The 25213-nt window shown below is 68.8% G+C and carries 29 protein-coding genes; 5 read left to right on the top strand and 24 right to left on the bottom strand.

The window, feature by feature from the left end; genetic code table 11:
* Positions 1–49 precede the first annotated feature (49 nt).
* The 14 genes from nuoK to ACIBX3_RS22005 all read right to left on the bottom strand — a co-directional run bounded on the left by nuoK (position 50) and on the right by ACIBX3_RS22005 (position 12983).
* Entirely contained in the window at positions 50–346 is a 297-nt protein-coding gene (nuoK, locus tag ACIBX3_RS21940) for an NADH-quinone oxidoreductase subunit NuoK (protein WP_188188573.1), read from the bottom strand.
* Complete coding sequence (locus ACIBX3_RS21945) at positions 343–1146, bottom strand: NADH-quinone oxidoreductase subunit J (protein WP_397119681.1); 804 nt, start codon at positions 1144–1146, stop codon at positions 343–345. Before ACIBX3_RS21945 ends, nuoK begins: the two co-directional genes overlap by 4 nt.
* Entirely contained in the window at positions 1139–1654 is a 516-nt protein-coding gene (gene nuoI, locus ACIBX3_RS21950) for an NADH-quinone oxidoreductase subunit NuoI (protein ID WP_397119683.1), read from the bottom strand. The genes ACIBX3_RS21945 and nuoI overlap by 8 nt, the downstream gene beginning before the upstream one ends.
* Positions 1641–2942 (bottom strand): NADH-quinone oxidoreductase subunit NuoH, encoded by a 1302-nt coding sequence (nuoH, locus tag ACIBX3_RS21955; protein WP_397119685.1) that lies wholly within the window; start codon positions 2940–2942, stop codon positions 1641–1643. Before nuoH ends, nuoI begins: the two co-directional genes overlap by 14 nt.
* Positions 2939–5317, bottom strand: a complete 2379-nt coding sequence (locus ACIBX3_RS21960) for an NADH-quinone oxidoreductase subunit G (RefSeq protein WP_397119687.1) — start codon at positions 5315–5317, stop codon at positions 2939–2941. Before ACIBX3_RS21960 ends, nuoH begins: the two co-directional genes overlap by 4 nt.
* The gene (gene nuoF / locus ACIBX3_RS21965; RefSeq protein ID WP_397119689.1) at positions 5314–6603 is read right to left on the bottom strand and encodes an NADH-quinone oxidoreductase subunit NuoF; all 1290 of its coding nucleotides are present in this window, start codon (positions 6601–6603) and stop codon (positions 5314–5316) included. The genes ACIBX3_RS21960 and nuoF overlap by 4 nt, the downstream gene beginning before the upstream one ends.
* Positions 6600–7334, bottom strand: a complete 735-nt coding sequence (gene nuoE / locus ACIBX3_RS21970) for an NADH-quinone oxidoreductase subunit NuoE (protein WP_397119691.1) — start codon at positions 7332–7334, stop codon at positions 6600–6602. Before nuoE ends, nuoF begins: the two co-directional genes overlap by 4 nt.
* A complete protein-coding gene (locus ACIBX3_RS21975) occupies positions 7321–8646 on the bottom strand; it encodes an NADH-quinone oxidoreductase subunit D (RefSeq protein ID WP_397119693.1) in 1326 nt (441 codons plus the stop codon). The genes nuoE and ACIBX3_RS21975 overlap by 14 nt, the downstream gene beginning before the upstream one ends.
* Complete coding sequence (locus ACIBX3_RS21980) at positions 8643–9347, bottom strand: NADH-quinone oxidoreductase subunit C (RefSeq protein WP_397119695.1); 705 nt, start codon at positions 9345–9347, stop codon at positions 8643–8645. Before ACIBX3_RS21980 ends, ACIBX3_RS21975 begins: the two co-directional genes overlap by 4 nt.
* The gene (locus ACIBX3_RS21985) at positions 9344–9895 is read right to left on the bottom strand and encodes a NuoB/complex I 20 kDa subunit family protein (protein ID WP_397119697.1); all 552 of its coding nucleotides are present in this window, start codon (positions 9893–9895) and stop codon (positions 9344–9346) included. The genes ACIBX3_RS21980 and ACIBX3_RS21985 overlap by 4 nt, the downstream gene beginning before the upstream one ends.
* A 2-nt stretch (positions 9896–9897) precedes the next feature.
* On the bottom strand, positions 9898–10293 hold the full coding sequence (locus ACIBX3_RS21990; RefSeq protein WP_397119699.1) for an NADH-quinone oxidoreductase subunit A: 396 nt from the start codon (positions 10291–10293) through the stop codon (positions 9898–9900).
* Positions 10294–10357: 64 nt separating this feature from the next.
* Positions 10358–11611 (bottom strand): geranylgeranyl reductase family protein, encoded by a 1254-nt coding sequence (locus ACIBX3_RS21995; RefSeq protein WP_397119701.1) that lies wholly within the window; start codon positions 11609–11611, stop codon positions 10358–10360.
* A 192-nt stretch (positions 11612–11803) separates the two neighbouring features.
* Entirely contained in the window at positions 11804–12010 is a 207-nt protein-coding gene (locus tag ACIBX3_RS22000; protein ID WP_397119703.1) for a DUF397 domain-containing protein, read from the bottom strand.
* A gap of 100 nt (positions 12011–12110) precedes the next feature.
* On the bottom strand, positions 12111–12983 hold the full coding sequence (locus ACIBX3_RS22005) for a helix-turn-helix domain-containing protein (protein ID WP_397119705.1): 873 nt from the start codon (positions 12981–12983) through the stop codon (positions 12111–12113).
* A gap of 274 nt (positions 12984–13257) precedes the next feature.
* Here ACIBX3_RS22005 and ACIBX3_RS22010 point away from each other — a divergent pair, with 274 nt between their 5' ends.
* A complete protein-coding gene (locus ACIBX3_RS22010) occupies positions 13258–13998 on the top strand; it encodes a hypothetical protein (protein WP_397119707.1) in 741 nt (246 codons plus the stop codon).
* Here the strand turns inward: ACIBX3_RS22010 and ACIBX3_RS22015 are convergent.
* Complete coding sequence (locus ACIBX3_RS22015) at positions 13985–14701, bottom strand: demethylmenaquinone methyltransferase (protein WP_397119709.1); 717 nt, start codon at positions 14699–14701, stop codon at positions 13985–13987. The two genes, ACIBX3_RS22010 and ACIBX3_RS22015, sit on opposite strands and share 14 nt — an antisense overlap.
* A gap of 79 nt (positions 14702–14780) precedes the next feature.
* Here ACIBX3_RS22015 and ACIBX3_RS22020 point away from each other — a divergent pair, with 79 nt between their 5' ends.
* Positions 14781–16019, top strand: a complete 1239-nt coding sequence (locus ACIBX3_RS22020; RefSeq protein WP_397119711.1) for a hypothetical protein — start codon at positions 14781–14783, stop codon at positions 16017–16019.
* Here the strand turns inward: ACIBX3_RS22020 and ACIBX3_RS22025 are convergent.
* Positions 16016–16234, bottom strand: a complete 219-nt coding sequence (locus ACIBX3_RS22025) for a DUF4229 domain-containing protein (protein ID WP_397119713.1) — start codon at positions 16232–16234, stop codon at positions 16016–16018. The two genes, ACIBX3_RS22020 and ACIBX3_RS22025, sit on opposite strands and share 4 nt — an antisense overlap.
* 257 nt (positions 16235–16491) lie before the next feature.
* On the opposite strand from ACIBX3_RS22025, the gene ACIBX3_RS22030 reads away from it, so the two are divergent.
* Positions 16492–16713 carry a BldC family transcriptional regulator gene (locus ACIBX3_RS22030; RefSeq protein WP_181616591.1) on the top strand — a complete coding sequence of 74 codons (222 nt, stop codon included), beginning with the start codon at positions 16492–16494 and terminating at the stop codon, positions 16711–16713.
* Between the two features lie 146 nt (positions 16714–16859).
* On the opposite strand, the gene ACIBX3_RS22035 is transcribed toward ACIBX3_RS22030, so the two are convergent.
* Positions 16860–17105, bottom strand: coding sequence for a hypothetical protein (locus ACIBX3_RS22035; protein WP_397119715.1), 246 nt, complete (start codon positions 17103–17105; stop codon positions 16860–16862).
* An 11-nt stretch (positions 17106–17116) separates the two neighbouring features.
* On the bottom strand, positions 17117–18157 hold the full coding sequence (locus tag ACIBX3_RS22040) for a hypothetical protein (RefSeq protein ID WP_397119717.1): 1041 nt from the start codon (positions 18155–18157) through the stop codon (positions 17117–17119).
* A 137-nt stretch (positions 18158–18294) separates the two neighbouring features.
* On the opposite strand from ACIBX3_RS22040, the gene ACIBX3_RS22045 reads away from it, so the two are divergent.
* Complete coding sequence (locus ACIBX3_RS22045) at positions 18295–18591, top strand: PLD nuclease N-terminal domain-containing protein (RefSeq protein WP_397119718.1); 297 nt, start codon at positions 18295–18297, stop codon at positions 18589–18591.
* Here the strand turns inward: ACIBX3_RS22045 and ccsB are convergent.
* From ccsB to ACIBX3_RS22070, 5 genes are all read right to left on the bottom strand, one after another.
* A complete protein-coding gene (gene ccsB / locus ACIBX3_RS22050) occupies positions 18588–19622 on the bottom strand; it encodes a c-type cytochrome biogenesis protein CcsB (protein ID WP_397119720.1) in 1035 nt (344 codons plus the stop codon). The genes ACIBX3_RS22045 and ccsB overlap by 4 nt on opposite strands.
* The gene (locus ACIBX3_RS22055) at positions 19612–21174 is read right to left on the bottom strand and encodes a cytochrome c biogenesis protein ResB (protein ID WP_397119722.1); all 1563 of its coding nucleotides are present in this window, start codon (positions 21172–21174) and stop codon (positions 19612–19614) included. The genes ccsB and ACIBX3_RS22055 overlap by 11 nt, the downstream gene beginning before the upstream one ends.
* The gene (locus tag ACIBX3_RS22060) at positions 21174–21896 is read right to left on the bottom strand and encodes a cytochrome c biogenesis CcdA family protein (protein WP_397119724.1); all 723 of its coding nucleotides are present in this window, start codon (positions 21894–21896) and stop codon (positions 21174–21176) included. Before ACIBX3_RS22060 ends, ACIBX3_RS22055 begins: the two co-directional genes overlap by 1 nt.
* Positions 21889–22458, bottom strand: a complete 570-nt coding sequence (locus ACIBX3_RS22065) for a TlpA family protein disulfide reductase (RefSeq protein WP_397119726.1) — start codon at positions 22456–22458, stop codon at positions 21889–21891. The genes ACIBX3_RS22060 and ACIBX3_RS22065 overlap by 8 nt, the downstream gene beginning before the upstream one ends.
* Positions 22459–22535: 77 nt before the next feature.
* On the bottom strand, positions 22536–23174 hold the full coding sequence (locus ACIBX3_RS22070) for a histidine phosphatase family protein (RefSeq protein WP_397119728.1): 639 nt from the start codon (positions 23172–23174) through the stop codon (positions 22536–22538).
* Positions 23175–23243: 69 nt separating this feature from the next.
* Here ACIBX3_RS22070 and ACIBX3_RS22075 point away from each other — a divergent pair, with 69 nt between their 5' ends.
* On the top strand, positions 23244–24116 hold the full coding sequence (locus ACIBX3_RS22075) for an EamA family transporter (protein WP_397119730.1): 873 nt from the start codon (positions 23244–23246) through the stop codon (positions 24114–24116).
* 4 nt (positions 24117–24120) lie between these two features.
* Here ACIBX3_RS22075 and ACIBX3_RS22080 read toward each other — a convergent pair whose 3' ends face one another.
* Positions 24121–25041: a LysR family transcriptional regulator gene (locus tag ACIBX3_RS22080; protein ID WP_397119732.1), complete on the bottom strand. Its 921-nt coding sequence runs from the start codon at positions 25039–25041 to the stop codon at positions 24121–24123.
* Positions 25042–25213 lie beyond the last annotated feature (172 nt).

Raw genomic sequence — 25213 nt, forward strand, 5'->3', positions numbered from 1 at the left:
GCCGGTGTGCTGGATGATCTGAGCGATTTCAGATTGCACCAGTCACCTCTTAGTACTTCAGCAGGTTCGCGTCGTCGACCGACGCGGACCTGCGGGTTCGGAAGATCGTCACGATGATGGCCAGGCCGACCACGACCTCGGCCGCGGCCACCACCATCACGAAGAACGCGATGATCTGGCCCTCCAGGTTGCCGACCTGCCTGGAGAAGGTGACGAACGCGAGATTGCAGGCGTTGAGCATGAGCTCCACGCACATGAACACCACGATCGCGTTGCGCCTGATCAGCACGCCGAGCGCACCGATGGCGAACAGCAGGCCGGACAGGACCAGGTACTGCGTCGTCACTTGGTCACCTCATTGGTCTCGGCGTCCTGCTCGGCCTCCGTCGGCGCGACGTCGTGCTCGGCCGTGTGTTTGATGGCCTCGGCGAGCTTGGGGTCGGCCGGCAGGTGGTCGTGCTCGACGTCGTAACGCGCGATGTAGCGGTTGACCGACGACTCCGCGGCTGTGCCATCGGGCAGCAGCGCGGGCATGTCGATGGCGTTGTTCCTGGCGTACGTGCCGGGGCCCGGCAGCGGCGACGGGCGGTCGCCCTGGAACCTGGCGCGGGACAGGTCCTTCTGCGTGAGCTTCTCGGTGAGCTTCTCGCGGTGCGCGAGCACCATGGCGCCCAGCGCCGCGGTGATCAGGAGCGCCGAGGTGATCTCGAACGCGAACACGTACGTGGTGAACAACTGCAGGGCGATCGAGCGGATGTAGCCGCCCTGCGCCGTGGCCTGGGTCAACCCGACCTCGGGCGCGAAGACCGCGTTGCCGACGGCCAGGATGATCAGGGTGGCGAAGCCGATGCCGGCCAGCACCGCCCAGACACGCTGTCCCTTGATCGTCTCGACGAAGGAGTCGGACGAGTCCACACCCACGAGCATGAGCACGAACAGGAACAGCATCATGATCGCGCCGGTGTAGACGATGATCTGCACCGCGGCCAGGAAGGGCGCGTCCTGCACCGCGTACAGGACCGCGAGGCAGAGCATCACCGTGCCGAGCATCAGCGCGGAGTACACGGCCTTCCGGTTGAAGACCATGCCGAGCGCGGCGCCGACGGACACGACGGCGAGCACCCAGAACGTGATGGTCTCACCCATTGGTCCGCCCCAGCCGGTAGTAGTCCTCTTCGGTCTCACCGAGCCGCATGGGGTGCGGCGGCTGCTCCATGCCCTGGGTCAGCGGCGCGAGCAGCATCTCCTTGGTGTAGATGAGGCTCTCGCGGCTGGTGTCCGCGAGCTCGTACTCGTTCGTCATGGTGAGCGCGCGGGTCGGGCAGGCCTCGATGCACAGGCCGCAGAGGATGCACCGCAGATAGTTGATCTGGTACGTGCGCCCGTAGCGCTCGCCCGGCGAGAAGCGCTCCTCCTCGGTGTTGTCCGCGCCCTCCACGTAGATCGCGTCGGCGGGACACGCCCAGGCGCACAGCTCGCACCCTACGCACTTCTCCAGCCCGTCAGGCCAGCGGTTGAGCTGGTGACGCCCGTGGAAGCGAGGAGCCGTCGGCCTCTTCTCCTCCGGGTAGTTCGTCGTGACGGGCTTCTTGAACATCGTGTGGAAGGTGACCCCGAAGCCCTTGACGGGGTTCAGCCAATCAGTTAGTCCCACTGGGAATCTCCTTGTGCTGCACCCCGTGATAGTGCGGCAGATCGAGCGGCGGCACCGGGAAGCCACCGGCCGCGGGCTCGTTGGACAGTTCCTCGAACTCGGCGTCGACCTCGGCCTTCCTGGCTTCCTTGCGCCGCTGGTTGACGGTGTCGAACCGCATCCAGATGGCCAGCGCGCCGACCACGATGACCGCGCCGAGCACGACGCTCAGCATCCTGTTGTCCTCGTTGATCACCACGTTACGCACGGCCGCCACCAGCAGGATCCAGGCCAGGTTGACCGGGATCAGCACCTTCCAGCCCAGGGACATGAGCTGGTCGTAGCGCACGCGGGGCAGCGAGGCGCGCACCCACACGATGAAGCTGAAGGTCAGCACGAACTTGATGAAGAACCACAACACCGGCCACCAGCCGGTGTTGGCGCCCTCCCACAGCGAGATCGGGAACGGCGCCCGCCAGCCGCCGAGGAACAGCGTCACGGCGATGCCGGAGGCGGTGAAGGTGTGCAGGTACTCGCCCATCATGATCAGGGCGAACTTCAGCGAGGAGGAGTATTCGGTCTGGAAGCCGCCGACCAGCTCGCCCTCACCCTCGGGCAGGTCGAACGGGATGCGGGCGGCCTCGCCGAACATGCAGATCACGTAGATCAGGAACGACGGCGCCAGCAGCACCACGTACCAGGTGTCCGCCTGCGCCGCGACGATCTCCGAGGTGGACAGCGTCCCGGCGAAGATGAACACCGCCACGAACGACAGGCCCATGGCGATCTCGTACGAGACCACCTGAGCCGCCGACCGCAGCCCGCCCAGCAGCGCGTACGGCGAGCGCGACGACCACCCGGCCAGCACCACGCCGTAGACCGACACCGCCCCCATGGCCAGCATGAACAGCACCGCCACCGGCAGGTCGACCAGCTGCAGCGGCGTCTGCTCGCCGAACAGGTTGACCATCGGCCCGAACGGGATGATCGAGAAGGCCAGGAACGCCGGCACCACCATGATAATGGGCGCCAGCAGGTAGAGCACCTTGTCCACGGTCCGCGGGAAGAGGTCCTCCTTCAGGCCCATCTTCAGGCCGTCGGCCACGGACTGCAGCAGACCGAACTTGCCGGCCCGGTTGGGACCGTAGCGGTTCTGCATCCTGGAGATGAGCTTGCGCTCGAACCAGACGCCGAACAACACTCCCAGCATCAGGAAGACGAACAGCATCACGGCCTTGATGATGTGGATCCACACCGGGTCGTCGCCGAAGTCGGCGAGGGTGGGATTGGCCGCGAGAACGTGAATCATGAGGCGCTCCCGATGGTGACGATGTCGCCGGCCACCGCGCGCAGGTCACGCGTGACCTTGCAGCCGCCGGAGTTCGCCGGCACCCAGACCACCCGGTCCGGTAGGTCGGCGACGCGCACGGGCAGAGTGACGTTGCCGCCCACGACCAGCTTGTCGCCGTCGGCGACGCCGAGCTCGGCGGCCGTGCTCTCGGAGACCAGCGCTTCGGCGGGACGGGCGGTGCCCGCCAGGTACGGCTCGCCGTCCTGCAGCCTGCCCTCGTCGAGCAGCAGGTGCCAGGTTGCCAGCAGGGCGTGGCCCGCCTCCGGCACCTCCTGGGTGCGGGTGAGGGCGTTCGGCGCGCTGATCCGGCTGCCGCGCCAGGCGCCCAGGGTGGACAGCTCGCGCCGGGCCGCCTTGGCGTCCGGCAGGCCCAGGTGGACGTCCAGCCGGTCGGCGAGGTTGCCGATCACGGCCAGGTCGCTCTGCAGGCCCGGCACCCTGAGCGGCGCCTCGAACGAGCGTCCGCGGCCCTCCCAGTTGACGAACGTCCCGGACTTCTCCTGGACGGCGGCCACGGGCAGGACCACGTCGGCGCGGTCGGTGACGGCGCTGGCGCGGATCTCCAGGCTGACGATGAACGGCGTGTGCTCGAGCGCGTCGAGCGCGGCCGCCGGGTCGGCCAGGTCGTAGGGGTCGACCCCGGCCACGACCAGCGCGTCCAGGTCACCCGAGCGGGCGGCCTCGAGGATGGCGGCGGTGTCGCGGCCCGGCGTGGCGGGCAGCGAGCCCACGTTCCACGCCCTGGCGATCTCGGCCCTGGCGGTCTCGTCGTCCACCGGGCGGCCGATCGGCAGCAGGTTGGGCAGCGCCCCCGCCTCGACGGCGCCGCGCTCGCCGGCCCGGCGCGGGATCCAGGCCAGCTGGGCGCCTTCGGTGGCGGCGGCGAGGCGTACCACGGCGGACAGGGCGCCCGGCACGGTGGCCAGCCGCTCGCCGGCCAGCACGATCGTGCCCTCGGGCAGCGTGCCGACCAGGTCGCCGATCGCGTCGGCCTCGGCGCCCGGATCGGTGCGGATGAGCGTCCCGCCCATCTTCTTCAGCCCCGGCGAGGCGAACGGGGCGATCGAGGAGACCTTGAGCCCCTTCTTCATCCACGCCTTGCGCAGGCGCAGGAAGACGCTCGGCGACTCCTCCTCGGGCTCGAACCCGACGAGCAGCACGTGCGGAGCGTTCTCGAGGTCGGTGTAGCTGATCTCGATGCCCTTGCCGGCCACCGCGTGGGCCAGGAACTGCGCCTCCTCGGCGGAGTGCGGCCGGGCGCGGAAGTCGATGTCGTTGGTCGCGAGCGCCAGCCTGGCGAACTTGGCGTAGGCGTAGGCGTCCTCGACCGTGACCCGGCCGCCGACCAGCACGCCCGCCTTGCCGCGGGCCTTGGCCAGGCCCGCGGCGGCGACCATGAGCGCCTCCGGCCACGAGGCCGGCACGAGCACGCCTTCCTCGTTGCGGACCAGCGGCGTCTTGAGCCGGTCGGGCTGCGTGGCGTAGGTGAACGCCCAGCGGCCCTTGTCGCAGTTCCACTCCTCGTTGACCTGCGGGTCGTTGCCCGCCAGGCGGCGGGTGACGCGGCCGCGCCGGTGGTCGGTACGCAGAGCGCAGCCGCCGGCGCAGTGCTCGCACGAGCTCGGCGTGGACACCAGGTCGAACGGGCGGGCGCGGAACCGGTAGGCGGCGCCGGTGAGCGCGCCGACCGGGCAGATCTGCACCGTGTTGCCGGAGAAGTAGGAGTTGAACGGCTGGCCGTCGGCCGTGCGCACCTGCTCCTTGGCCCCGCGCTCGAAGAACTCGATGAGCGGGTCGCCGGCGATCTGGTCGGAGAAGCGGATGCAGCGGGCGCACTGCACGCAGCGCTCGCGGTCGAGCAGCACCTGCGTGGACAGCGGCAGCGGCTTGGGGAAGGTCCGCTTCTGCTCCTGGAACCTGGACTCGCCCTGGCCGTTGGACATGGCCTGGTTCTGCAGGGGGCACTCGCCGCCCTTGTCGCAGACCGGGCAGTCCAGCGGGTGGTTCATCAGCAGCAGCTCCATGGCCCCGCGCTGCGCCTTCTCGGCGACCGGCGAGGTGAGCTGGGTCTGCACGACCATGCCCTCGGCGACCTCGATCGCGCAGGACGGCTGCGGCTTGGGGAAGCCGCGGCCGTTGCCCGCGTCGGGGATGTCGACCAGGCACTGGCGGCAGTTGGCCGCCGGGTCCAGCAGCGGGTGGTCGCAGAACCTGGGGATCTGGATGCCCAGGAGCTCGGCGGCCCTGATGATCAGAGTGCCCTTGGGGACACTGACCTGGAACCCGTCGATGGTGAGGGTCACCAGGGTGATTTCTGTTTCTACGACGGTCACTGCTCACCCCAGAGAGTGGACTTCTTCGGGTCGAACGGACAGCCGCCGATCTCGAAGTGCTTGAGGTACTCCTCGCGGAAGTACTTCACCGAGGAGTGAATCGGGCTGGTCGCGCCGTCGCCGAGGGCGCAGAACGAGCGGCCGAGGATGTTGTCCGCGATGTCGGTGATCGTGGCCAGGTCGTCCTCGGTGCCCTGGCCCTTGTCCAGGCGCTTGAGCACCTGCTTGAGCCAGTAGGTGCCCTCGCGGCACGGCGTGCACTTGCCGCACGACTCGTGGGCGTAGAACTCGGTCCAGCGCAGCACCGTGCGGACCACGCAGGTGGTCTCGTCGAAGATCTGCAGCGCCCGGGTGCCGAGCATGGATCCCTTGGCGCCGACGGCCTCGAAGTCGAGCGGCACGTCGAGGTGCTCGTCGGTGAAGATCGGCGTGGAGGAGCCGCCCGGGGTCCAGAACTTGATCTGGTGCCCCTCGCGGATGCCGCCGGCCATGTCGAGCAGCTCGCGCAGCGTGATGCCGAGCGGGGCCTCGTACTGGCCGGGCCGGGTGACGTGGCCGCTCAGCGAGAAGATGCCGAAGCCCTTGGACTTCTCGGTGCCCATCCCGGCGAACCAGTCGGCGCCGTTGGCGATGATCGAGGGAACACTCGCGATCGACTCGACGTTGTTCACGACAGTAGGCGAGGCGTAGAGACCCGCCACGGCCGGGAACGGGGGCTTGAGCCGCGGTTGACCTCTGAAGCCTTCCAGCGAGTCGAGCAGCGCCGTCTCCTCGCCGCAGATGTACGCGCCCGCGCCGCTGTGCACGACCAGCTCCAGGTCGTAGCCGGAGCCGAAGATGTCGCTGCCGAGGTAACCCTTCTCGTATGCCTCCCGCACGGCCGCGTGCAGCCGCCGGATCACGTGCAGGACCTCGCCGCGCACGTAGATGAAGGCGTGGCTGGCGCGGATCGCGTACGACGTGATGATGACGCCCTCGACCAGCGCGTGCGGGTTGGCCATCATGAGCGGGATGTCCTTGCAGGTGCCCGGCTCCGACTCGTCGGCGTTGACGACGAGGTAGTGCGGCTTGCCATCACCTTGGGGGATGAATCCCCACTTCATGCCGGTCGGGAAGCCTGCGCCGCCTCGGCCGCGCAGGCCCGAGTCCTTGACGGCCTGGATGACGGCGTCGGGTTCCATGCCCAGCGCCTTCTTGGCCGCTTCGTACTCGCCGTACCCGTCGAGGGTGAAGGAGTTGGGCTGGTCCCAGTTCGCGGTCAGGACCGGTGTCAGCGTCGTCGTCATGCCTCGGGGGCCTTCCATCCTTTGGCCTTGGCCACCTTCAGGCCTTCGAGCGAGGGGCCGGCGGCCGACGGGCCGTCGCCCGCCAGGTCGTCCGGCAGGCCCGCGAGCACGCGCGAGGCCTCCTTGAAGGTGCACAGCTTCTTCGGGCCGCGCGTGGGCCGCACGTCCTTGCCGTCACGCAGGTCGTCGACGAGCTGCTTGGCCGACGCGGGCGTCTGGTTGTCGAAGAACTCCCAGTTGACCATCATCACGGGGGCGAAGTCGCAGGCTGCGTTGCACTCCAGGCGCTCCAGCGAGACCTTGCCGTCGGCAGTCGTCTCCTCGTGGCCGATGCCGGCGTGCTCCGACAGCTCCTCCCAGATCTGGTCGCCGCCCATGACCGCGCACAGCGCGTTGATGCACACGCCGACGTGGTAGTCGCCGGCGGGCTTGCGCTTGTACATGGTGTAGAAGGTCGACACGCCGACGACCTCGGCCTTGCTGAGGCCGAGCATCTCCGCGCAGAACTCCTGCCCGTCGTCGGAGACGTAGCCGTCCTCGGACTGGACGAGGTGGAGCAGCGGCAGCAGGGCGGACCGGGTCTTCGGGTAGCGGCCGATGATCTCCTTGGCGTCCCGCTCCAGACGCTCCCGGACCTCCGGTGAATAAGTCATGAGCGCGCCTCCGGCGCCCTCATGACTTGCGTGCTGTGTCCAATTGTTCGCTCGACAAGCTCGCTCACCTGTCCACACCTCCCATGACGGGGTCGATAGAAGCCACCGCGGCGATCACGTCGGCGACCTGGCCGCCCTCCGCCATCGCGGGGAAGCTCTGCAGGTTGCAGAAGGACGGCTCGCGGAAGTGCACGCGGTAGGGGCGGGTGCCGCCGTCGCTGACCACGTGCGCGCCGAGCTCGCCCTTGGGCGACTCGATGCTGGCGTACGCCTGCCCGGCCGGCACCCGGAAGCCTTCGGTCACCAGCTTGAAGTGGTGGATGAGGGCCTCCATCGAGGTGCCCATGATGTGGGCGATGTGGTCGGGCGAGTTGCCCATCCCGTCGGGGCCGAGCGCGAGCTGCGCGGGCCAGCCGATCTTCTTGTCCTCGATCATCACCGGGTCGCCCTTGAGCGGGCCGGCGATGCGGTCCAGGGCCTGCTCGACGATCTTGAGGGACTCCTCCATCTCCCGCATGCGCACGAGGTAGCGCGAGTAGACGTCGCAGCCGCGCTCGGTGGCGACGTCGAACTCGTACGTCTCGTAGCCGCAGTAGGGCTGCGACTTGCGCAGGTCCCACGGCAGGCCGGCGGCGCGGAGGATGGGGCCGGTGACGCCGAGCGCCATGCATCCCGTCAGGTCGAGGTAGGCCACGTCCCTGGTGCGGCGCACGTAGACCGGGTTCTCGTCGAGGAGCTTGCGGATGTCCTTGATCCGCTTGGGCATCTCCTTGAGGAACTCGCCGACCTTGTCGACCGCGCCGGCCGGCAGGTCCACGCTGACGCCGCCGGGGCGGACGTAGGCGTGGTTCATGCGCAGGCCGGTGATGTACTCGAACAGGTCCATGATCATTTCACGATCGCGGTACCCGAACAGGAACGGCGTGGTCGCGCCCAGCTCCATGCCGAACGTGCCCATGGCCACCAGGTGCGAGGCGATGCGGTTGAGCTCCATCATCATCACGCGGATGGCCTGCGCCCGCTCGGGGATGCGGTCAGTGACGCCGAGCAGCTTCTCCACGCCCAGGCAGTAGGCGGTCTCGTTGAAGATCGGCGAGAGGTAGTCCATGCGGGTCACGAACGTGGTCCCCTGGGTCCACGTCCGGTATTCCATGTTCTTCTCGATGCCGGTGTGCAGGTAGCCGATCACGCCGCGCGCCTCGGTCACCGTCTCGCCGTCGAGCGTCAGGACCAGCCGGAGCACCCCGTGCGTGGACGGGTGCTGCGGGCCCATGTTGACGACCAGGCGCTCCTCTTCGGTGTCGCGCGCACCGGTGACGACCTGGTCCCAGTCGCCGCCGTCGACCGAGTAGACCTTGCCCTCGGTCGCCTCGTCATAAGACGTGGTCACGAGTAGTACCTCCTCTGGTCGGGCGCGGGGATCGTGGCACCGCGGTATTCGACCGGGATGCCGCCCAGCGGGTAGTCCTTGCGCTGCGGGTGGCCGTCCCAGTCGTCCGGCATCATGATCCGGGTGAGCCCGGGGTGGCCGTCGAAGACGATGCCGAAGAAGTCGTACGTCTCCCGCTCATGCCAGTCGTGACCAGGGTAAACGCTGACAGTCGATGGAATGTGCGGATCCGCGTCCGGCGCGCTCACCTCCACGCGCACCCGCCTGTTGTGGGTGATCGAGCACAGGTGGTAAACGGCGTGCAGCTCCTCGCCCGCCAGGTGCGGGTAGTGGACGCCGGACACGCCGAGCGACAGCTCGAAGCGCAGGGTGGGATCGTCACGCAGCTTCTGGCACACCTCGACCAGGCGCTCGCGCTTGACGTGCAGGGTCAGCTCGCCGCGGTCCACGACCACGCGCTCGACGGCGTCGTCCATGGCCAGGCTGTCGACGATCTCGTCGAAGTAGCTCCCGTACGGGCGGGGCGTCGAGATCTGCGGCGCCCGGCGTACGACGAGACCGCCGTAGCCGGAGGTGTCGCCGGTGTCCTGGGCGCCGAACATGCCGCGCCTGACGACGGGCGACTCGGGCACCGCGGGGACCGGGACCTCGGGGGTCTCCCCGCTCTCCGGGCTGCCGGGGAGGTGGTCGGGCGAGGTCACTTCGGGGCCCCCTGGTCGATCAGCGGCAGCGTGCGCAGCGCCTGCAGCTCGAGCTCGTCGATCTGCTTGGCGCGGTGCGCGCCGAACTTCATGTTCTGGATCTTGTCGTGCAGCTTGACGATGGAGTCGATGAGCATCTCCGGCCGCGGCGGGCAGCCGGGCAGGTAGATGTCGACGGGCACGACGTGGTCGACGCCCTGCACGATGGCGTAGTTGTTGAACATGCCGCCGCTGGAGGCGCACACGCCCATGGCGATGACCCACTTGGGCTCGGCCATCTGGTCGTAGATCTGGCGCAGCACGGGGGCCATCTTCTGGGAGACGCGCCCGGCGACGATCATCAGGTCGGCCTGCCGGGGAGACGCCGAAGCGCGCTCCATGCCGAAGCGCGCCAGGTCGTAGTGGGGGCCACCGGTGGCCATCAGCTCGATGGCGCAACAGGCGAGACCGAATGTGGCCGGCCATACGGAGTTCTTGCGCGCCCATCCGGCGGCCGCCTCGACCGTGCTGAGGATGAACCCGCTGGGGAGTTTCTCTTCAAGTCCCATTTTCAGTCCCAGTCCAGACCCTTGCGGCGCCACACGTACGCGTAGGCGACGAGCACGGTGACGATGAACAGCAGCATCTCGACGAGCGCGAACAGCCCGAGGCCCGAGGCGAGCACCCGGCCGAGGTCGTCCGTCTGCGGCGCGAACGAGACCGCCCACGGATAAAGGAAGATGATCTCGATGTCGAAGACGATGAAGAGCATCGCCGTGATCATGTATTTGAGCGGGAACCGTCCACCACCGACAGGCTGGGGCGTCGGCTCGATGCCGCATTCATAGGCGTCAAGCTTGGCGCGGTTCCAGCGCTTGGGGCCGGTGAAGGGAGCGATGGCGACCGAGAAGATCGCGAAGCCCCCCGCGAGAACGGCGAGCACCAGGATGGGCACGTAAAGGTCCATCGCTACGCCTCCTCTGGAGTCGCCGCGCGCGCGGGCGCGCAGCCTGATCTGTTAATTCCGGGATTCATGCTGGTGGGGCGACCTTCGAGAGTGCGTTGATGATCCTGTCTGACGCATCGCCTCGCCGGTCGGTGAGATTACCAAGGAGTTTGAGAGCGAAGCGCATCAGCCTCGGGTGAGGCAACCCGTGCCTGGTACCGAAGCTCATCACACCCGGCTTCCCAATCGCCTCGACGAACAACCTCCCGAGCGTGAAATATCCGCCGTAGGCGTCCTTCAGCGTCTTCGGATAGGTCCGCAGGGTTCGCTCGCGCTGCGCGGGGGTGGTCCCCTTGAGCGCCTTCGCGATGACCTCCGCGGCGATCTCGCCGGTCTCCATGGCGTAGGCGATGCCCTCGCCGTTGAACGGGTTGATGGCCCCGCCCGAGTCACCCACGAGCACCAGGCCGCGCGTGTAGTGCGGCTGCCTGTTGAAGGCCATCGGGAGCGCGGCGCCGCGGACGGGCGCCGTCATGTTCTCCTCGGTGAACTCCCAGTCCGCGGGCATGGCCCTGCACCAGCGGCGCAGCAGGTCCCGGTAGTCGATGTTCTTGAACTGGGCGCTGGTGTTGAGCAGGCCGAGCCCCACGTTGGCGGTGCCGTCGCCGATGCCGAAGATCCAGCCGTAGCCGGGCAGCAGCGTGTCGCCGTCCCGCAGCTCCAGCCAGATCTCCAGGTAGTCGTCGTCGTGCCGCGGGCTCTGGAAATAGGTGCGGACGGCCACGCCCATCGGACGGTCCTCGCGCTTGTGCAGCCCCATCCCCACGGCGAGCCGGGTGCTGTTGCCGTCGGCGGCCACCACCAGGCGGCTGCGGTACGTGCGCCCGTCCTTGGTCTTCACGCCGACGATGTGGCCGCTGCGGTCGTCGAGCACGGGCCCCGTGACGGTGACGCCCTCCATCATCCGCACGCCGTTCTTCACCGCGTTGGCCGCGACGATCTCGTCGAAGTCCATGCGGGTGCGGACCAGCCCGAAGTCGGGGAAGCGGTCGAGCTGCGGCCAGTCGAGCTCGAAGCGATGGCCGCCGCCGACGACCCGCAGGCCCTTGTTCCTGATCCAGCCGGGCGCGTCGACGTCGACGCCCATGTTGAGCAGCTGCTTGACCGCACGCGGCGTCAGGCCGTCGCCGCAGACCTTCTCGCGGGGGAACCTGGTCTTTTCCAGGAGCAGCACGTCGAGCCCGGCCTGAGCGAGGTAAAAGGCGGTTGCGGAACCGGAGGGACCGGCGCCGACGACGATGACGTCGGCGTCAGCCTGTGTGGCTGTTGGCACGGTCACTGGACTGTCCTGTCCTACACACGCGAAGGCCTCGGGGTGTGGGCCTTCGTTCCTTTGTGAACCCCTTCACAAACTTGTCGGGCCGCAGTCTACTGCTTTTCCTGTACATAGTGGCAGTCGGGGTGCAGTTCTAGGCGCCAGCAAGGCCCTCCGTCAGTGACGGAGGGCCTTGACAAGGGTACCGACGCCGGGTCAGACGTCGAACTCGGCGTTGCGGACACCGCCGATGAAGGCACGCCATTCCGACTTCGTGAAGGTGAGGACGGGTCCGGTTGGGTTCTTGGAGTCACGCACGAGCACTTCTCCGTTGGTGCTCGTGGCGAACTCCACGCACTCGCCGACTCCTCCGCTGAGTGAACTCTTGCGCCATCCGTCCGGCGCCACAGCGGGAGCATTCATGGGACGTCCATCCTCCTGAGTAACAAGGAACACATCAGTCCCAATCCTGGCCGCGTGCGCCAGCCACCGTCGAGCGACGCCTCACGGTTTGATCACGATTTTAGCGCGCCGCGAGCGAAGCCATGAACTCGCGAGATTCCTCTTCAGTCATGGACGCCTGCTCGAGCTGATCGAAGACGAGCGAGAGCTGAAAGGCCGTCTCCTCGTCCTCCGACAGCGTGAAGGAGGGGTAGTTCTCGTAGTAGACGATCTCCTCGGAGACCCGGCCAAGGGCGGGCATCGAGGGGAAGCTCAGAAGGATGAAGTTGGTAATGTCAGTCGGATGCGGCTGCTCCAGCCGGACCACCTGGATGGTGACGTTCGGTAGGTCACTCAGCTTCACCAGATGCTGGAGCTGATCACGCATCAGCTTCGCGTCGAGGTCACCGAAGCGACGGCGGAGGACGCCCTCGTCCAGCACGGCGGAGTAACGCAGCGGCGGCTCCTTGGTAAGCACCCGCTGGCGCATGAGCTTGGCCCGGGTTCTGCGCTCGACCCTGCCAGGCGACACCAGTTCGCCCGTGCGCCTGCCGATTTGCATGGCATAGTCCTGCGTCTGCAACAGTCCGGGAAGGCTGAACGCGTTCCAGACCCGCACCTGACTCGCGCCGTCTTCCAAGCCGAAGAGCTCCAGAACGGGTTCCGGCACAAGGTCGGCGTAGGAATCCCACCAGCCCTTGGTGTTCCAGTTGTCTGCCGCCAGAGCGAGCAGGAGCGCACCCCACTCGTTTTCCACTTTGTAGTAGTTCAGCAGCTTCGCCACGTCCTTGCGTGAGGGCGCCACCTGTCCCGTCTCAAGTCGGGAGATCTTGGAGGTGGACCAACGCAGGGACTGCGCGACCTGCACGCCGTTGAGCCCCGCATCCTCGCGTAGCCGCCGCAGCTCAGCAGCGAGCTTCCGGCGGCGGAGTGTCGGATTGATTTCTCCGATCACTCGAGCTCCCTCCGAGAATTCAGTAGATATGCCCACCAACACACCTACGCAATCGTCACAAGGAGGACCGGCTTGTATCCCGTAAAGAGTCCCTGTCGTCATCCCAGCGGGAATTGCACAGGGCCTCCCACGGGCACACCCTCAGAGTAGCCCGTGAATCCGGCAACGGGCAGGAAGAGGGGAGATGAATCAAGGATTTGCCGACGCGAGCGGGCGGATGGTCGTGACCCATCCGCCCGGAGACCGCGCGACATCCCGTTCCAGGACGGCGGACATGACCGACGCTACACCCGGAAGCGGACAGCGCAAGGGCGTAGGGGCCCGTCTGGCGACCGCCGTGGAGCGGTGGATCTGGCAACGGCCCAACCAGTTCGCGCGCGAGCAGGGCTGGGACATCGACCGATCGAGGCGGGGCGGTCGCAGGTACCGTGACCCGCGTTTCGACCAGCACAAGAAGGAGCTTCTGGAGAACGAACCCCAGAGGAAGAAGGAGGAGGTGGTCGGCGAGGCGCCACCCAAGAGATCCGGCGCGGAAGCGTACTACCGGAGGCAGCCGAAGATTCCCCGGGCACACGACCTCGTCGCCCTCGCCGGACTGTTCTGGCGGTGGCGGGCGGAGATCGCCCTGGCCGGCGCGACGCCGATGGTCGGTGTTCCGCTCACGCAGTGGACGGGGCCGTGGACGGCGCCGCTGATCGCGGCGGCTGCGGCGATGTGCCTCGGCCTCCCCGTGCTACGGCGGGCCGCGACGCGGCTGTTCGTCCGGCACCGCTTCCAGAGCTTGTGCCTGCGTACCTCGATGCGCACTCCTGAGGGACGCATGCCGCTCGTCGTCCACACCCAGTCCATTCCCGATGGTGTGGCGATGCTCCTGTGGTGCAGGTCGGGCATGAGCCCCGACCTGTTCGAAGCCTACATTCCCGAGATCAAGGTCGCGTGCTTCGCCAAGGAGGTGACGATCCACCAGTCGGAGCGCTGGGCCCACCTGCTCACCATCGAGCTCAGGCGGGTTTGAACCCTCTGTGCATGGCGACGATCCCCATCGTGAGATTGCGCCAGGCCACCCGTTCCCAGCCGGCGTCCTGGATGGTCCGGGCCAGCGTCGGCTGGTCGGGCCAGTCCCTGATCGACTCGGCCAGATATTCGTAGGAGTCGTCGTTGGACCCGAAGACCCTGGCCACCTTGGGCAGCAGCTTCATCAGGTATTCGCGGTAGACCAGATCGAACGCGCCGAACATCACGTGCGAGAACTCCAGGATCACCAGCCGCCCGCCCGGCCTGGTCACCCGCAGCATCTCCCGCAGCGCCAGGGAAGTGTCATGGACGTTGCGCAACGCCACCGAGATCGTCACCGCGTCGAAGGAGTCGTCGGCGAACGGCAGCCGCATCGCGTCACCCGCGACGAACGGCACCCCGTCCCCGCTCAGCGCGTTGCCACCGTGGCGGCGCACGCCGGTGCTGAGCATGCCGAGGGAGAAGTCGCAGGCGATCGCGCGGGCGCCCAACGTGGTGAAGGCGTCAGTGGACGTGCCGGTGCCCGCCCCCAGATCGAGGACGACCTCGCCGGGTCCGGCGTCCACGGCGGCGGCCACCGCCTTGCGCCACAGCCTGACCTGCCCGAGGGAGATCACGTCGTTGACCAGGTCGTAGCGCCGGGCGGTGCGATCGAACATCGCGGCGACCTCGTCCGGCTGCTTGTCCAACTGAGCGCGCGTCATGCCAGTTAGCCTATTGGCTATCAGGGCAATCTACGGAAAGTAGCCATGACATTACTCAACGTCTGCTAGATGTTGGGGAATGCTTGCCCGTGTCGCCCTTGCGGCGATCATCGCATCGGCCCTCATCGCGGAGGGGAGCCCCGTCGCCGCGGCCCCCGTCGCCCACACCCGCGTCGTCTCGGCCGACCCGATCGACAGCACCCCCCACGTGCTCGACGGCATCGTCAACGCCATCGCCGTCGTCGGCCGCACCGTCGTGGTCGGCGGCGCGTTCAGCGAGGTGACCGACGCCGCTCGCACCACCGTCCTGCCCCGCGACAACCTGTTCGCCTTCGACCTGCGAACGGGCCGGATCCTGCCCGGCTTCACCCCTGTCGTGACCGGCCCCGTGCACGCGCTGGCCGCGGGCGAGCGCGGCACCGTCTACGCCGGCGGCGAGTTCCACGGCGTCAACGGCGCACGCTCCCGGGCGCTGGCCAGGCTGCGCCTCTCCGACGGCGCGCTGGTGCGCGGCTTCGCGCCGCGCGTCATCGGCGGCTCGGTCACCGCGCTGGCCAGGCAGGGCGGCCATCTCTACGTCGGGGGCGACTTCATCGGCCCCCGTGAGGCGCTGGCCAGGCTCGACGCGACCACCGGCGCGGCCGACCCGCGCTTCGACATCACGCCGGGCGGGCCGCTGACGTCGAGCGTGAAGGTCTACGCGCTGGCCGTCTCGCGCGGGCGGCTCGCCGTGGACGGCTCGTTCACGACGCTCGACGGCCATTCCAGGCCCCAGCTCGGGCTGATCGACGTCGGCGGGGCCGTGGCCAGGGTCGCCCCGTGGCGGACGGCGGCGTACGCCCGCAAGTGCGCCTCCGCGTTCCCCTCGTACGTACGCGGCCTCGACTTCTCCCCCGACGGCGGCCATTTCGTCGTCGTCACCACCGGAGGCGCGAGGGGCGGGATGTGCGACACGGCCGCCAGGTTCGAGACGTACGCCAAGGGCTCCGGCATCCGGCCCACCTGGGTCAACGCGACGGGAGGCGACTCGCTGTACGCGGTGGCGGTGACGGGGGCGGCGGTCTATGTCGGCGGGCACCAGCGCTGGCTGAACAATCCGAAGGGCCGCGACTCAGCCGGCCCAGGAGCGGTGTCGCGGCCGGGCATCGGAGCCATTCATCCGCATACCGGGAAGGCCCTGACTTGGAATCCCACACGGGAGCGCGGCATCGGCGTCAAAGCGTTTTCTGCGCACGGGAGCGGACTACTTGTCGGTAGTGACACGACGAGACTCGGACGGGAGTACCATGCCCGGATTGGCATGTTCCCTCTGCCCTAGTCGTCCTGCGGCTTCGGCTGGTCGAGCTTGTCACTGATGCGTGCGCTCATGGCGTCCCGCTGCTTGGACAGCAGGACGTAGCTCGCCAGTCCGCTGATCACGAAAGAAGCCAGGATCAGGATCAGCGGGTTATGCAGGCCGAGCAGGAAGAGCACACCGAGGGTCACGATAAACAGACCAATCCGCGACGCGGTGTAAACGAGAACGGGACGCACAGGTACGAGGTTACTCGGGCCCATGTAGCGGTCGCTCTTCGCATCGGACGCGAGCGCTGCTACTGTTCCCAGTTAGGGAGTTTCGTAAAGAAACACCCACGAGAGCCCCAAAGAGGCTCTATCATATAACAATCGGGCAGTCAGCTGATAACAACCCGTGATCTTTGCAGAAAACCACGGATAAATCAGGCTTCGCTCGACACACTGGTTACCTGTCCGCCCGCTGGCAGGAAGCGGGATGCGAGGGGGAGAGATTGGTGGAGAGTAGCAGCGAGCGTCTGCTGACCCCAGGAGAGGTTGCCGCCCTCTTCCGGGTAGACCCAAAGACGGTTACGCGCTGGGCTGCGGCAGGCCGCATCAGCAGTATCCGCACCCCCGGAGGGCACCGGCGCTTCCGCGAGTCGGAAGTGCACGCCCTTCTCCGAGGCGAGGACGTTCTTACGGCCGACAGGCCAACAGGTGAGTCCCCGCGCGTCTGACGTTCCGCGCAGACGGTGATCCTGCGATCCGGCAGGGTCACCGCCGGCGGAACCCACTGTTCGCGTGCTTCCCGGCCACATTCCGAACGGCAAGCACGGGGCGGCGCCAACCGCCGACCGTGGCTGGCGCCTGTCCGATAGCTTGATCAGGCGTCTTCCTCCTGCTCCGCCTTGAAAGCCAGGAACTCGCGTTCCAGGTCGTCGTTCTCCTCTTCCCAGCGCCGGCGGCGCAGCTCCGCCTCCTCCTCCGTCAGCGACTCGGCCAGCCATTGCTCGTAGCCGGAGTCGCCGGGCTGCAACTCCACGTACGCGTTGCCGATCAGACGCCCGTCTTCGCTGGTCAGGCTCTGCGGTACGCGCAAGGTCCCGTCCGCGAGCCGGATGACGTACATGACCGAATCACCTAGATTCCGAAGCGCCGGTTGAAGAACAGCATGACGTTGAGCGCCATTCGTGTGTCACCCCCGAGCATGTCCACGAGGGCGGGACGCTGGCGGGCGGCGATGGCGGCGAAGGCGTCGGCGAAGAACTCCTTCCGGCCGAGCCCGCCGCCCTGACGGTGGAAGCCCGAGGCCAGGATGGGCCTCGCCTTCTCGTAGAGGTGCACGAACTCTGGCGAATCGGATACCCACTCGCCGTACGCCGAGTCGATGTCGTCGATGGCGTGTCCGACCTCGTGCATCATCACGTCCGGGGTGGGCGAGGGACGGTCGCCCACGACGATCTTGCGGTCTCCGTACGCGCCGGCGCAGATGTCCCAGGTCGCGCGGCCGGAGGGTAGGGGCGCGCCGCGTAAGTAGCCCATGTCGTCGAGGTCGGGGACGCCGCCGGGGCCGACGTAGATGCCCTCCAGGCCGGCCGCCAGCTTCTCCTTGAGCCCCTCGGGGAGCCTGGCCAGGCTCTCGACGGCGCGTACGACGTCGGGCGGCGGAGGGCCCAGCCTGACGTCCCACTGGCGGTGCAGGATCGACTCCAGCCTGCCGCAGTGGCGCAGGCCGTCGCCCAGGGACGGCGCGTCGGGCCGGTTCGGCTGGGCTCTGGGGGGCCGGTCGTCGAGCTCGAAGTCGTACCAGCTGTAGCGCGGGCTCTCCACGACGGCGGCCGACAGCCGCTCGTGGCGCTCACGCAGGTTGAAACCGTCCCAGCTCTCCTTCGGACGCGCCGGCCGCGGGTCGTCCATGCCCGGCCAGTCCAGCCGCTCCGGCCGCTCCCGCCGTTCGTGCCGCTCCCGCCGCTCAGCGCCCGGCCAGCGCCGTCGTTTGGCGCCGTTGAGCCCTTTACCCTCGCCGTGGCCGTTCGGGACCTCCTGGCGCCTCTCACGGGCGTTGGACCAGAGGGACCGCTCCGCCCCCGGCGGCGCCTCCGCGCGACGCCAGAAAAGGTACGACCCGCGCCGCCACCAGTGGCCGCGCCGATGCCGGCCCTTGTCGTTGGAAAAGGCCATCGCACCTCTCAACGCCCCGTGGCGCCCCATCGGCTCCGCCGCATCGGGTACCACCGTACGACGCGGATCTTCCCCTAGTCACCCGAAATGGGACAACAGCAAGCACGATCACGTCGCGGATGGCTTACAGTTCGGGAATGGCAGGTGTTCTGATCGGCCTGGCGCTGCTGGCCTTCTGGCTCTTTTCCCTGTTCGACGTGATCACTACACCGGAAGACGAGGTCAGGAACGTACCAAAGGCCCTGTGGATGCTGATCGTCGTGCTGATCCCGCTGCTCGGCGGCCTGGTCTGGATGGTGCGCGGCCGCCCACGGGCGCCGCGGCAGGCATGGCCGGTGCCCCCCGGCCCGGGCGTGCCGAAGGGGCCCGACGACGACCCCGAGTTCCTGCGCGACCTGGACCGGCGCATGCGGGGCGGTGACGACCTGGGCTAGTTGCCGACGTCGGCGTAACTGTGCAGCCCTGAGATGAAGACGTTGACGCCGATCAGGTTGAACAGCAGGCAGGCGAACGCCACCAGTTGCACGATCGTGGCAGCCCTGCCCCGCCAGCCGGCCGTCACCCTGGCGTGCAGGTACGCCGCGTAGGCCACCCACGTGATGAACGACCAGACCTCCTTGGGGTCCCAGCCCCAGTAGCGGCCCCAGGCCCGGTCCGCCCACAACGCACCCGCGATCACCGCGAACGTCCACAGCGGGAACGCGAACACGATCGCCCGGTGCGCCACTCGCTCGAGGTCCTCGCGGGCGGGCAACCGGGAGAGCCCGTCGCCGCGTATCAGGTAGAGAACGCCGGCGACGCCCGCCAGCGTGAGGAGGCCGCTGGAGATGATCGCCGCGCTGACGTGGATGGCGATCCAGTACGAGTTCAGGGCGGGCACCACGGGGCCCGCGGCGGTGTAGAAGACCTTGACGGCCAGCCCCAGGCCGAGCGCGGCGGTCACCATGACGAACGCGCCGAGGAAGCGGACGTTGTGGCGGAGCTGGGTGCCGAGGAACGCGGACACGGCGGCGAAGCAGATGGCCACCACGAACTCGTACATGTTGCCCCACGGCCACCGCTCGACGGCCAGGCCGCGGGTGACGATGGCGGCCAGGTTGGCGGCCCAGCCGAGCCAGGCGAGCGCCAGCGCCACCGTCCCGGCCCTGGCGGCCCCTGGCGACTGCCCGCCCGCCTCGGCGACGCCCGCCGACGCACCCGCGCCTGCGACGGCCTCCGCCTCACTAACGCCGGTCTCGCCGGCCTCCACCTCACTCACCCCGGTCTCGCCGGCCTCCGACCCGGCCGCGCCGCCCACACCCACCGCCACCGGTTGCTTGGCGGCAGCCCCCACGGCCGCCGTCCGGCCCGGGCGGAAGCGCCCGAAGGCCAGCTCCATCGCGAAACCGACCATGCCGAAGACATAGAGCAGGACCGCTGCGACGACGAAAAGATCGCTCAGCCCGGCGAGTTGCTCAGCGGACATTCTTTTCTCCTGCTGATAGAACCTTGACGATGTCGGCGAACTCCTCGGTGAAGCCCGCCGCGGAGCCCTCGGTGCGGGTCAGGCCGCCCACCTCGACCGTGCCGCCGTTCTTGACCCGCACGAAGACCCGGCGCCGCCGGATCATGAGCGAGAGGGCGATGGACACGACGGCGAGAGCGGCGAAGATCAGGGCCGGCATGCGCCCGGGGTCGTGGGCGATCTGGAGCGTCATCCACTCCTTGACCCCTGCGAACTCCAGCTTGCCGGCCCCCTGGGGCAGGTCGATCGACTGCCCCACCGCGAGCGGTTTGGGCACGTTCGGGCCCATGAGGAGCGGCGTGAGCTTCTTCATGGCCTCGGGCGGCGCGAGCTCGTAGACGGACTGCGGCCGCCCCGAGCGCAGGCCCAGGTCACCGGAGAAGGCCCCGATCACCTGCACCTCGGGGTTGAGCTCCCCGGGGAAGGCGGAGGCGTACGTGCCGTCGGTCAGCGGCACGCTGGTCGGCAGGAACCGCAGCAGGAACCCCAGCTGCGCCGGCTGCGCGTCCGGCGCCTTGACCACGCAGCCCGAGGTCATCGTGGCCTTGTCCTCGATCAGGCACGGCACCGCGCCCTCGAAGGCCACCTGTCCCTTGCCGTCGGTGACCTTGAAGACGGGCGCGTAGCCGTTGCCGAGCAGGTAGGTCTGCGTGCCGTTGACCTCGAGCGGCGTGTTGACCTTGAGCTCGAAGTCGCGGGCGGGCGCGCCGGGCGAGTCGTTGACCTTGAGGTAGGCCGAGTAGTCCAGCGCCTGGCCGCGTTTGTCGCCCGTGACCTGATAGGAGACCTTGAAGTCGGAGAGCTGGAGCGAGAACGGCTCCAGCGACTCCGCGGACACCTGGCTGCCCGGGATGTAGCGGTCGTAGGCGGCGACCGTGTTGGCGAACCCGTCGCCCTCGACGACCAGGACGTTGCCTCGGTAGCCGTACAGCGAGCCTGCGCCGATCGCGAGCAGGATGCCGAGCAGGGCGATGTGGAAGAACAGGTTTCCGGTCTCGCGGAGGTAGCCCTTCTCCGCGGAGACCCAGCCGTCCCCGGTCACGACGCGGAAGCGCAGCCTACGCAGCCGCCGCGCGGCCTCCGCGACGTCCAGGTCCGCCTCGAAGGCGGCCACGTGCGGCAGCCGGGACAGGTTCTTCGGCGCTGCGGGCGGCTTGCGGCGCAGCTCGCGCAGGTAGGTGAGGGTGCGCGGGATGATGCAGCCGATCAGCGAGGTGAACAGCAGCAGGTAGACCGCCGCGAACCAGGTCGAGGTGAACACCTCGAAGAGCTGGAATCTGTCGTACCACTCGGCCAGCGTCGGGTTCTGCTCGTAGAGCCGCGCCACCTTGTCGGGCTCGACACCGCGCTGCGGCACCAGCGAGCCGGGCACCGAGCCGAGCGCGAGCAGGAACAGCAGGATCAGCGCCGTCTTCATCGAGGTGAGCGTGCGCCACCCCCACCGCAGCCAGCCCGTCACGCCGAACGCGGCCGGCTGGGGCGCCTGCTCCTTCTCCAGCTCCTGAACGCTCATCAGATCACCGGCTCGAACGCGCCGATCAGTCCCTGCATGGCCGCGATCATCTGTCCCCACAGCCCGGTCACCAGCAGCACGCCGACGGCCACCATCATGCCGCCGCCGATCCGGGTGATCAGGCGCGAGTGCTTACGGATGGCCCGGAACGTCCGCAGAGCCTTGCTGTACGCCAGCGCCGCGCCCACGAACGGCAGCCCGAGGCCCAGCGCGTACGCGACGGCCAGGAGAGCCCCGCGGGCGGCGCTGCCCTCATTGAGCCCGAGCGCCAGCACGACGGCCAGCGTCGGCCCGATGCACGGCGTCCACCCCAGCCCGAACACCACCCCGAGCAGCGGTGCCCCGGCCAGCCCCGCGGCCGGCAGCCGGTGGATGCGCACGTCGCGCATGAGCCCCGGAACGATGCCCAGGAACGCCAGCCCGAGCAGGATCGTCAGGACGCCGAGCACTCGCGTGATGATCTCGGCGTTGCCCAGCATCACCGACCCGAGCCCGCCGAACAACGCCCCGCTGAGCACGAACACCAGCCCGAACCCGGCCACGAACAACACCGTCCCGAGCACCAGCCGCCCCCGCTTGGGGTCGGCGCTCATGCCGGTCACGTACGACAGATAGCCGGGCACCAGCGGCAGCACGCACGGCGACAGGAACGACACGACCCCGGCCAGCACCGCGATCGGCACTGCCAGCAGCAGCGACCCGGAGGCCACGACGTCACTCATCGCGCACCTTGGTCACCGTGTCCATCAGATCGGTGAATTTCACCGCGCCCAGCGCCCTGGCCGCGATCCTGCCCTGCTTGTCGATGATCAGCGTGGAGGGGATGGCCGCGGGCGGCACCGTGCCCTGGAAGGCCAGCGCCACCTTGCCCGGCTGGTCGAAGATCGAGGGATAGCCGGTCTTCTCGGTGCGCTCGAACGCCAGCGCGTCGGCCTGCCGGTCCTTGAAGTCGACGCCGAGGAACTCCACGCCGCTGCCCTTGGTCTTGGCCGCGACCTCCTTGAGCACCGGTGCCTCCGCCCGGCACGGGCCGCACCACGACGCCCAGAAGTTGAGCACCACGACCTTGCCCTGGTGCGCGGTGAGCGAGGCGTTGCCCCCGTCGAGGGTCGGCCCCTGGATCGCCGGCGCCGGCTTGCGCTCGCCCGCGGCGAACACCTGCATCTTCCCGTCGCCCGCGACGAACCGGGTGTCACCGGCCTGCGGCTGACCGCTCTGCTGGTTGCCGGCGCAGCCCCCGACCAGCACGGCCAGGAGAACGAGGGAGATGGACTTGGCGCGCACGGAGGAAGATCTCCTTGTACTACAACCGGTAGAGCTTGCAACTCTACCGTTGGGGCCGTGCGCCCCGGACATCGGGTTCAGGCGCCGGGGATGGAGGGCCCGGTGTCCAGCGTCCCGGCCGGCTCGCTGTAGCCGATGCTGATGAGCCGGTTGCCGTCGAACGTGAGCGTGGTGAGGCTGGCCAGCGCGCACTGCCTGCGCCGCGGATCGTGCCAGAGCCGGCGGCCTTCGGCGGCCGATCTGATCGCCCAGATCGGCAGCTGGTGGCTGACGAGCACCGCCTCGTGGCCGCGCGCCGCCGCCCTGGCCTCGTCGATCATCGACTTCATCCGCTGCAGGATGACCGGATAGGGCTCGCCCCAGGACGGGCGCAGAGGGTTCCAGAAATAGCGGTAGTTGCGCCAGTCGCGGAACACCCCCATCCCCTGCCCCACCTTGCGGCCCTCCAGGAGGTTGCCCGCCTCGATCAGGCGGACGTCCTGCTGGATCTCCAGGCCGAGCTTCTCGGAGAGCGGGGCCGCCGTCTCCAGCGCGCGCTCGAGCGGCGAGCTGTAGAGGGCGACGATGTCACGGCCGCCGACCGCCTGGGCGACCGTCTCGGCCATGAGCTGACCTGTCTCGGACAGGTGGTAGCCGGGCAGCCTGCCGTACAGGATGCCGCCGGGGTTGTGCACCTCACCGTGGCGCAGCAGGTGGACGACGGTGGTTTCAGCCATGGTTCCGACAGCCTATCCGCTCGGGCGGGCCGCGTTCGCCGGGAGTTCACCCGGAGATAATGTCGCGGGGTGAGTCCCTGGGCGCTCGTCCTCATCATCGTCGCCGCCGTCGCCCACGCCACGTGGAATTTGCTGAGCAAGCGCGCCGCCCAGGCCGACGGCCTGGTCTTCGTCTGGATCGTCGCCGTGGCCGCCGCCGTCGTGTGGAGCCCGCTGTTCGCCGGGTTCCTGCTGGTCACGGGCGACCGGCCGACGTGGGGCGACCTCGCCGTGATCGGCGGCAGCACCGCGCTCCACCTCTGCTACTTCCTGCTGCTCCAGCGCGGGTACGGCACGGGCGACCTGTCCGTGGTGTACCCGGTCGCACGCGGCACGGGGCCCATGCTCGCGAGCCTGGTCGCCGTGCTGTTCCTGGGCGAGCGGCCGTCCGCGGCGGGCGTGGCGGGGATCGTGCTGGTCGGGGTCGGCGTGTTCATGCTGAGCGGGGGTCTGGGCGGCGGGGGTGCGGCGCGCGGCGACCTGCGCGGGCTGGTGCCGGGGCTGGTCGTGGGAGTGTTCATCGCGGGCTACACGGTGTGGGACTCGCGGGTGGTGAGTGCGTTCGCGGTGGCGCCGCTGATGCTCAACTACCTCGGCGAGGTCGGGCGCGCGCTCGCGCTCACGCCGGTCGTGCTCGCCACGCGGCGGCGGCTCGTCCTGCCGGTGTGGCGGGAGCACCGGTGGCGGATCGTGGGCGCGGCCGTGCTGATCTTCGTGTCGTACCTGCTGGTGCTGATCGCCTTCACCATGGCGCCGGTGAGCGTGGTGGCGCCGGCCAGGGAGGTCAGCGTGCTGATCGCCGTCGTGCTGGGCGGGCGGCTGCTGGCCGAGGGCGATCTGCCGCGCCGGCTGCTCGCGGCAGGCGTGATCCTCGGCGGTGTCGTCGCCATCGCGCTCAGCTGACCACTCAGCTGACCGCCCAGGCGTTCTCCTGGTCCCTGCTCGCCTCGGCGAGGGCCTCGACCAGGGCCCTGATCGCGGGGCGGCGGGCCGCGTCCGCCCGCCAGATCGCGTAGATCCGGCGCGACTGGCGCGGCCTGAGCGGCACGAGCCGGACGCCGGCCGGCACGCAGTCCCGGCCGAGCCGCGGCACGATCGCGCACCCCAGACCGCCCGCCACCAGCGCGAGCTGGGTCGGGTACTCGTCGGCCATGCACGCGATCACCGGCTCCAGCGAGGCGTTGCGCAGCGTGAACACCAGCCAGTCGTGGCAGATGGTGCCGGGCGAGCCGCTGATCCACATATCGCTCTGCAACTGGGCCAATTCCACCTCCTTGGCCTCGGCCAGCGGGTGTCCGGCCGGCAGCGCCACGTCGGCGACGTCGTCGAGCAGCGTGGCCTTGGACAGCCCGTCGGGCATGGCCATGGGCCGGTTGAGCCAGTCCTGGATCACGCCCAGGTCCAGCTCGCCCCTGGCCACGTCACGCACGACGCGCTCGGGCTCGCGCTCGTTGAGCTGGATCCACAGATCGGGGTGGCGGGTGCGGAGCGAGCCCAGCGCCTTGGGCATGATCCCGCGGGCGGCGGTCGGGAAGGCCGCGATGTTCAGCCGGCCGACGACCTCGCCGCGCAGCGCCTCGAAGTCCGCCTCGGCGGTCTCGACCAGGGCGAGAATGCGCTCGGCGTGCTCGGCCAGCAGCCCCGCGGCGTCGGTCAGCCGCACGCCGCGGCCGTTGCGCTCCATGAGCCGCGCGCCGGTCTCCCGCTCCAGTTTGGCGATCTGCTGCGACACCGCCGACGGCGTGACCATGAGCGCGTCGGCCGCCGCACCCACCGACCCGTAGACGTGAACAGCATGCAGAGCCTTGAGCCGGTTCAAGTCCAACATGTAAGCCAGCCTAAAGGGTTTAGCGTAGAAAGTCTCGCTTGTCCTCCAATGTGTAGCAGATGAAAATAGATGCATGAGAATCATCAAGACGAAGAAGCAGCAGCCGTCCTCCTCCTCGTACCTGAAGACGCTGGCCGAGCAGGCTCGCGAGCAGCGGATCCGCTACCAGAAG

The organism is Nonomuraea sp. NPDC049480 (assembly GCF_044465905.1).
Taxonomy (GTDB): Bacteria; Actinomycetota; Actinomycetes; order Streptosporangiales; family Streptosporangiaceae; genus Nonomuraea.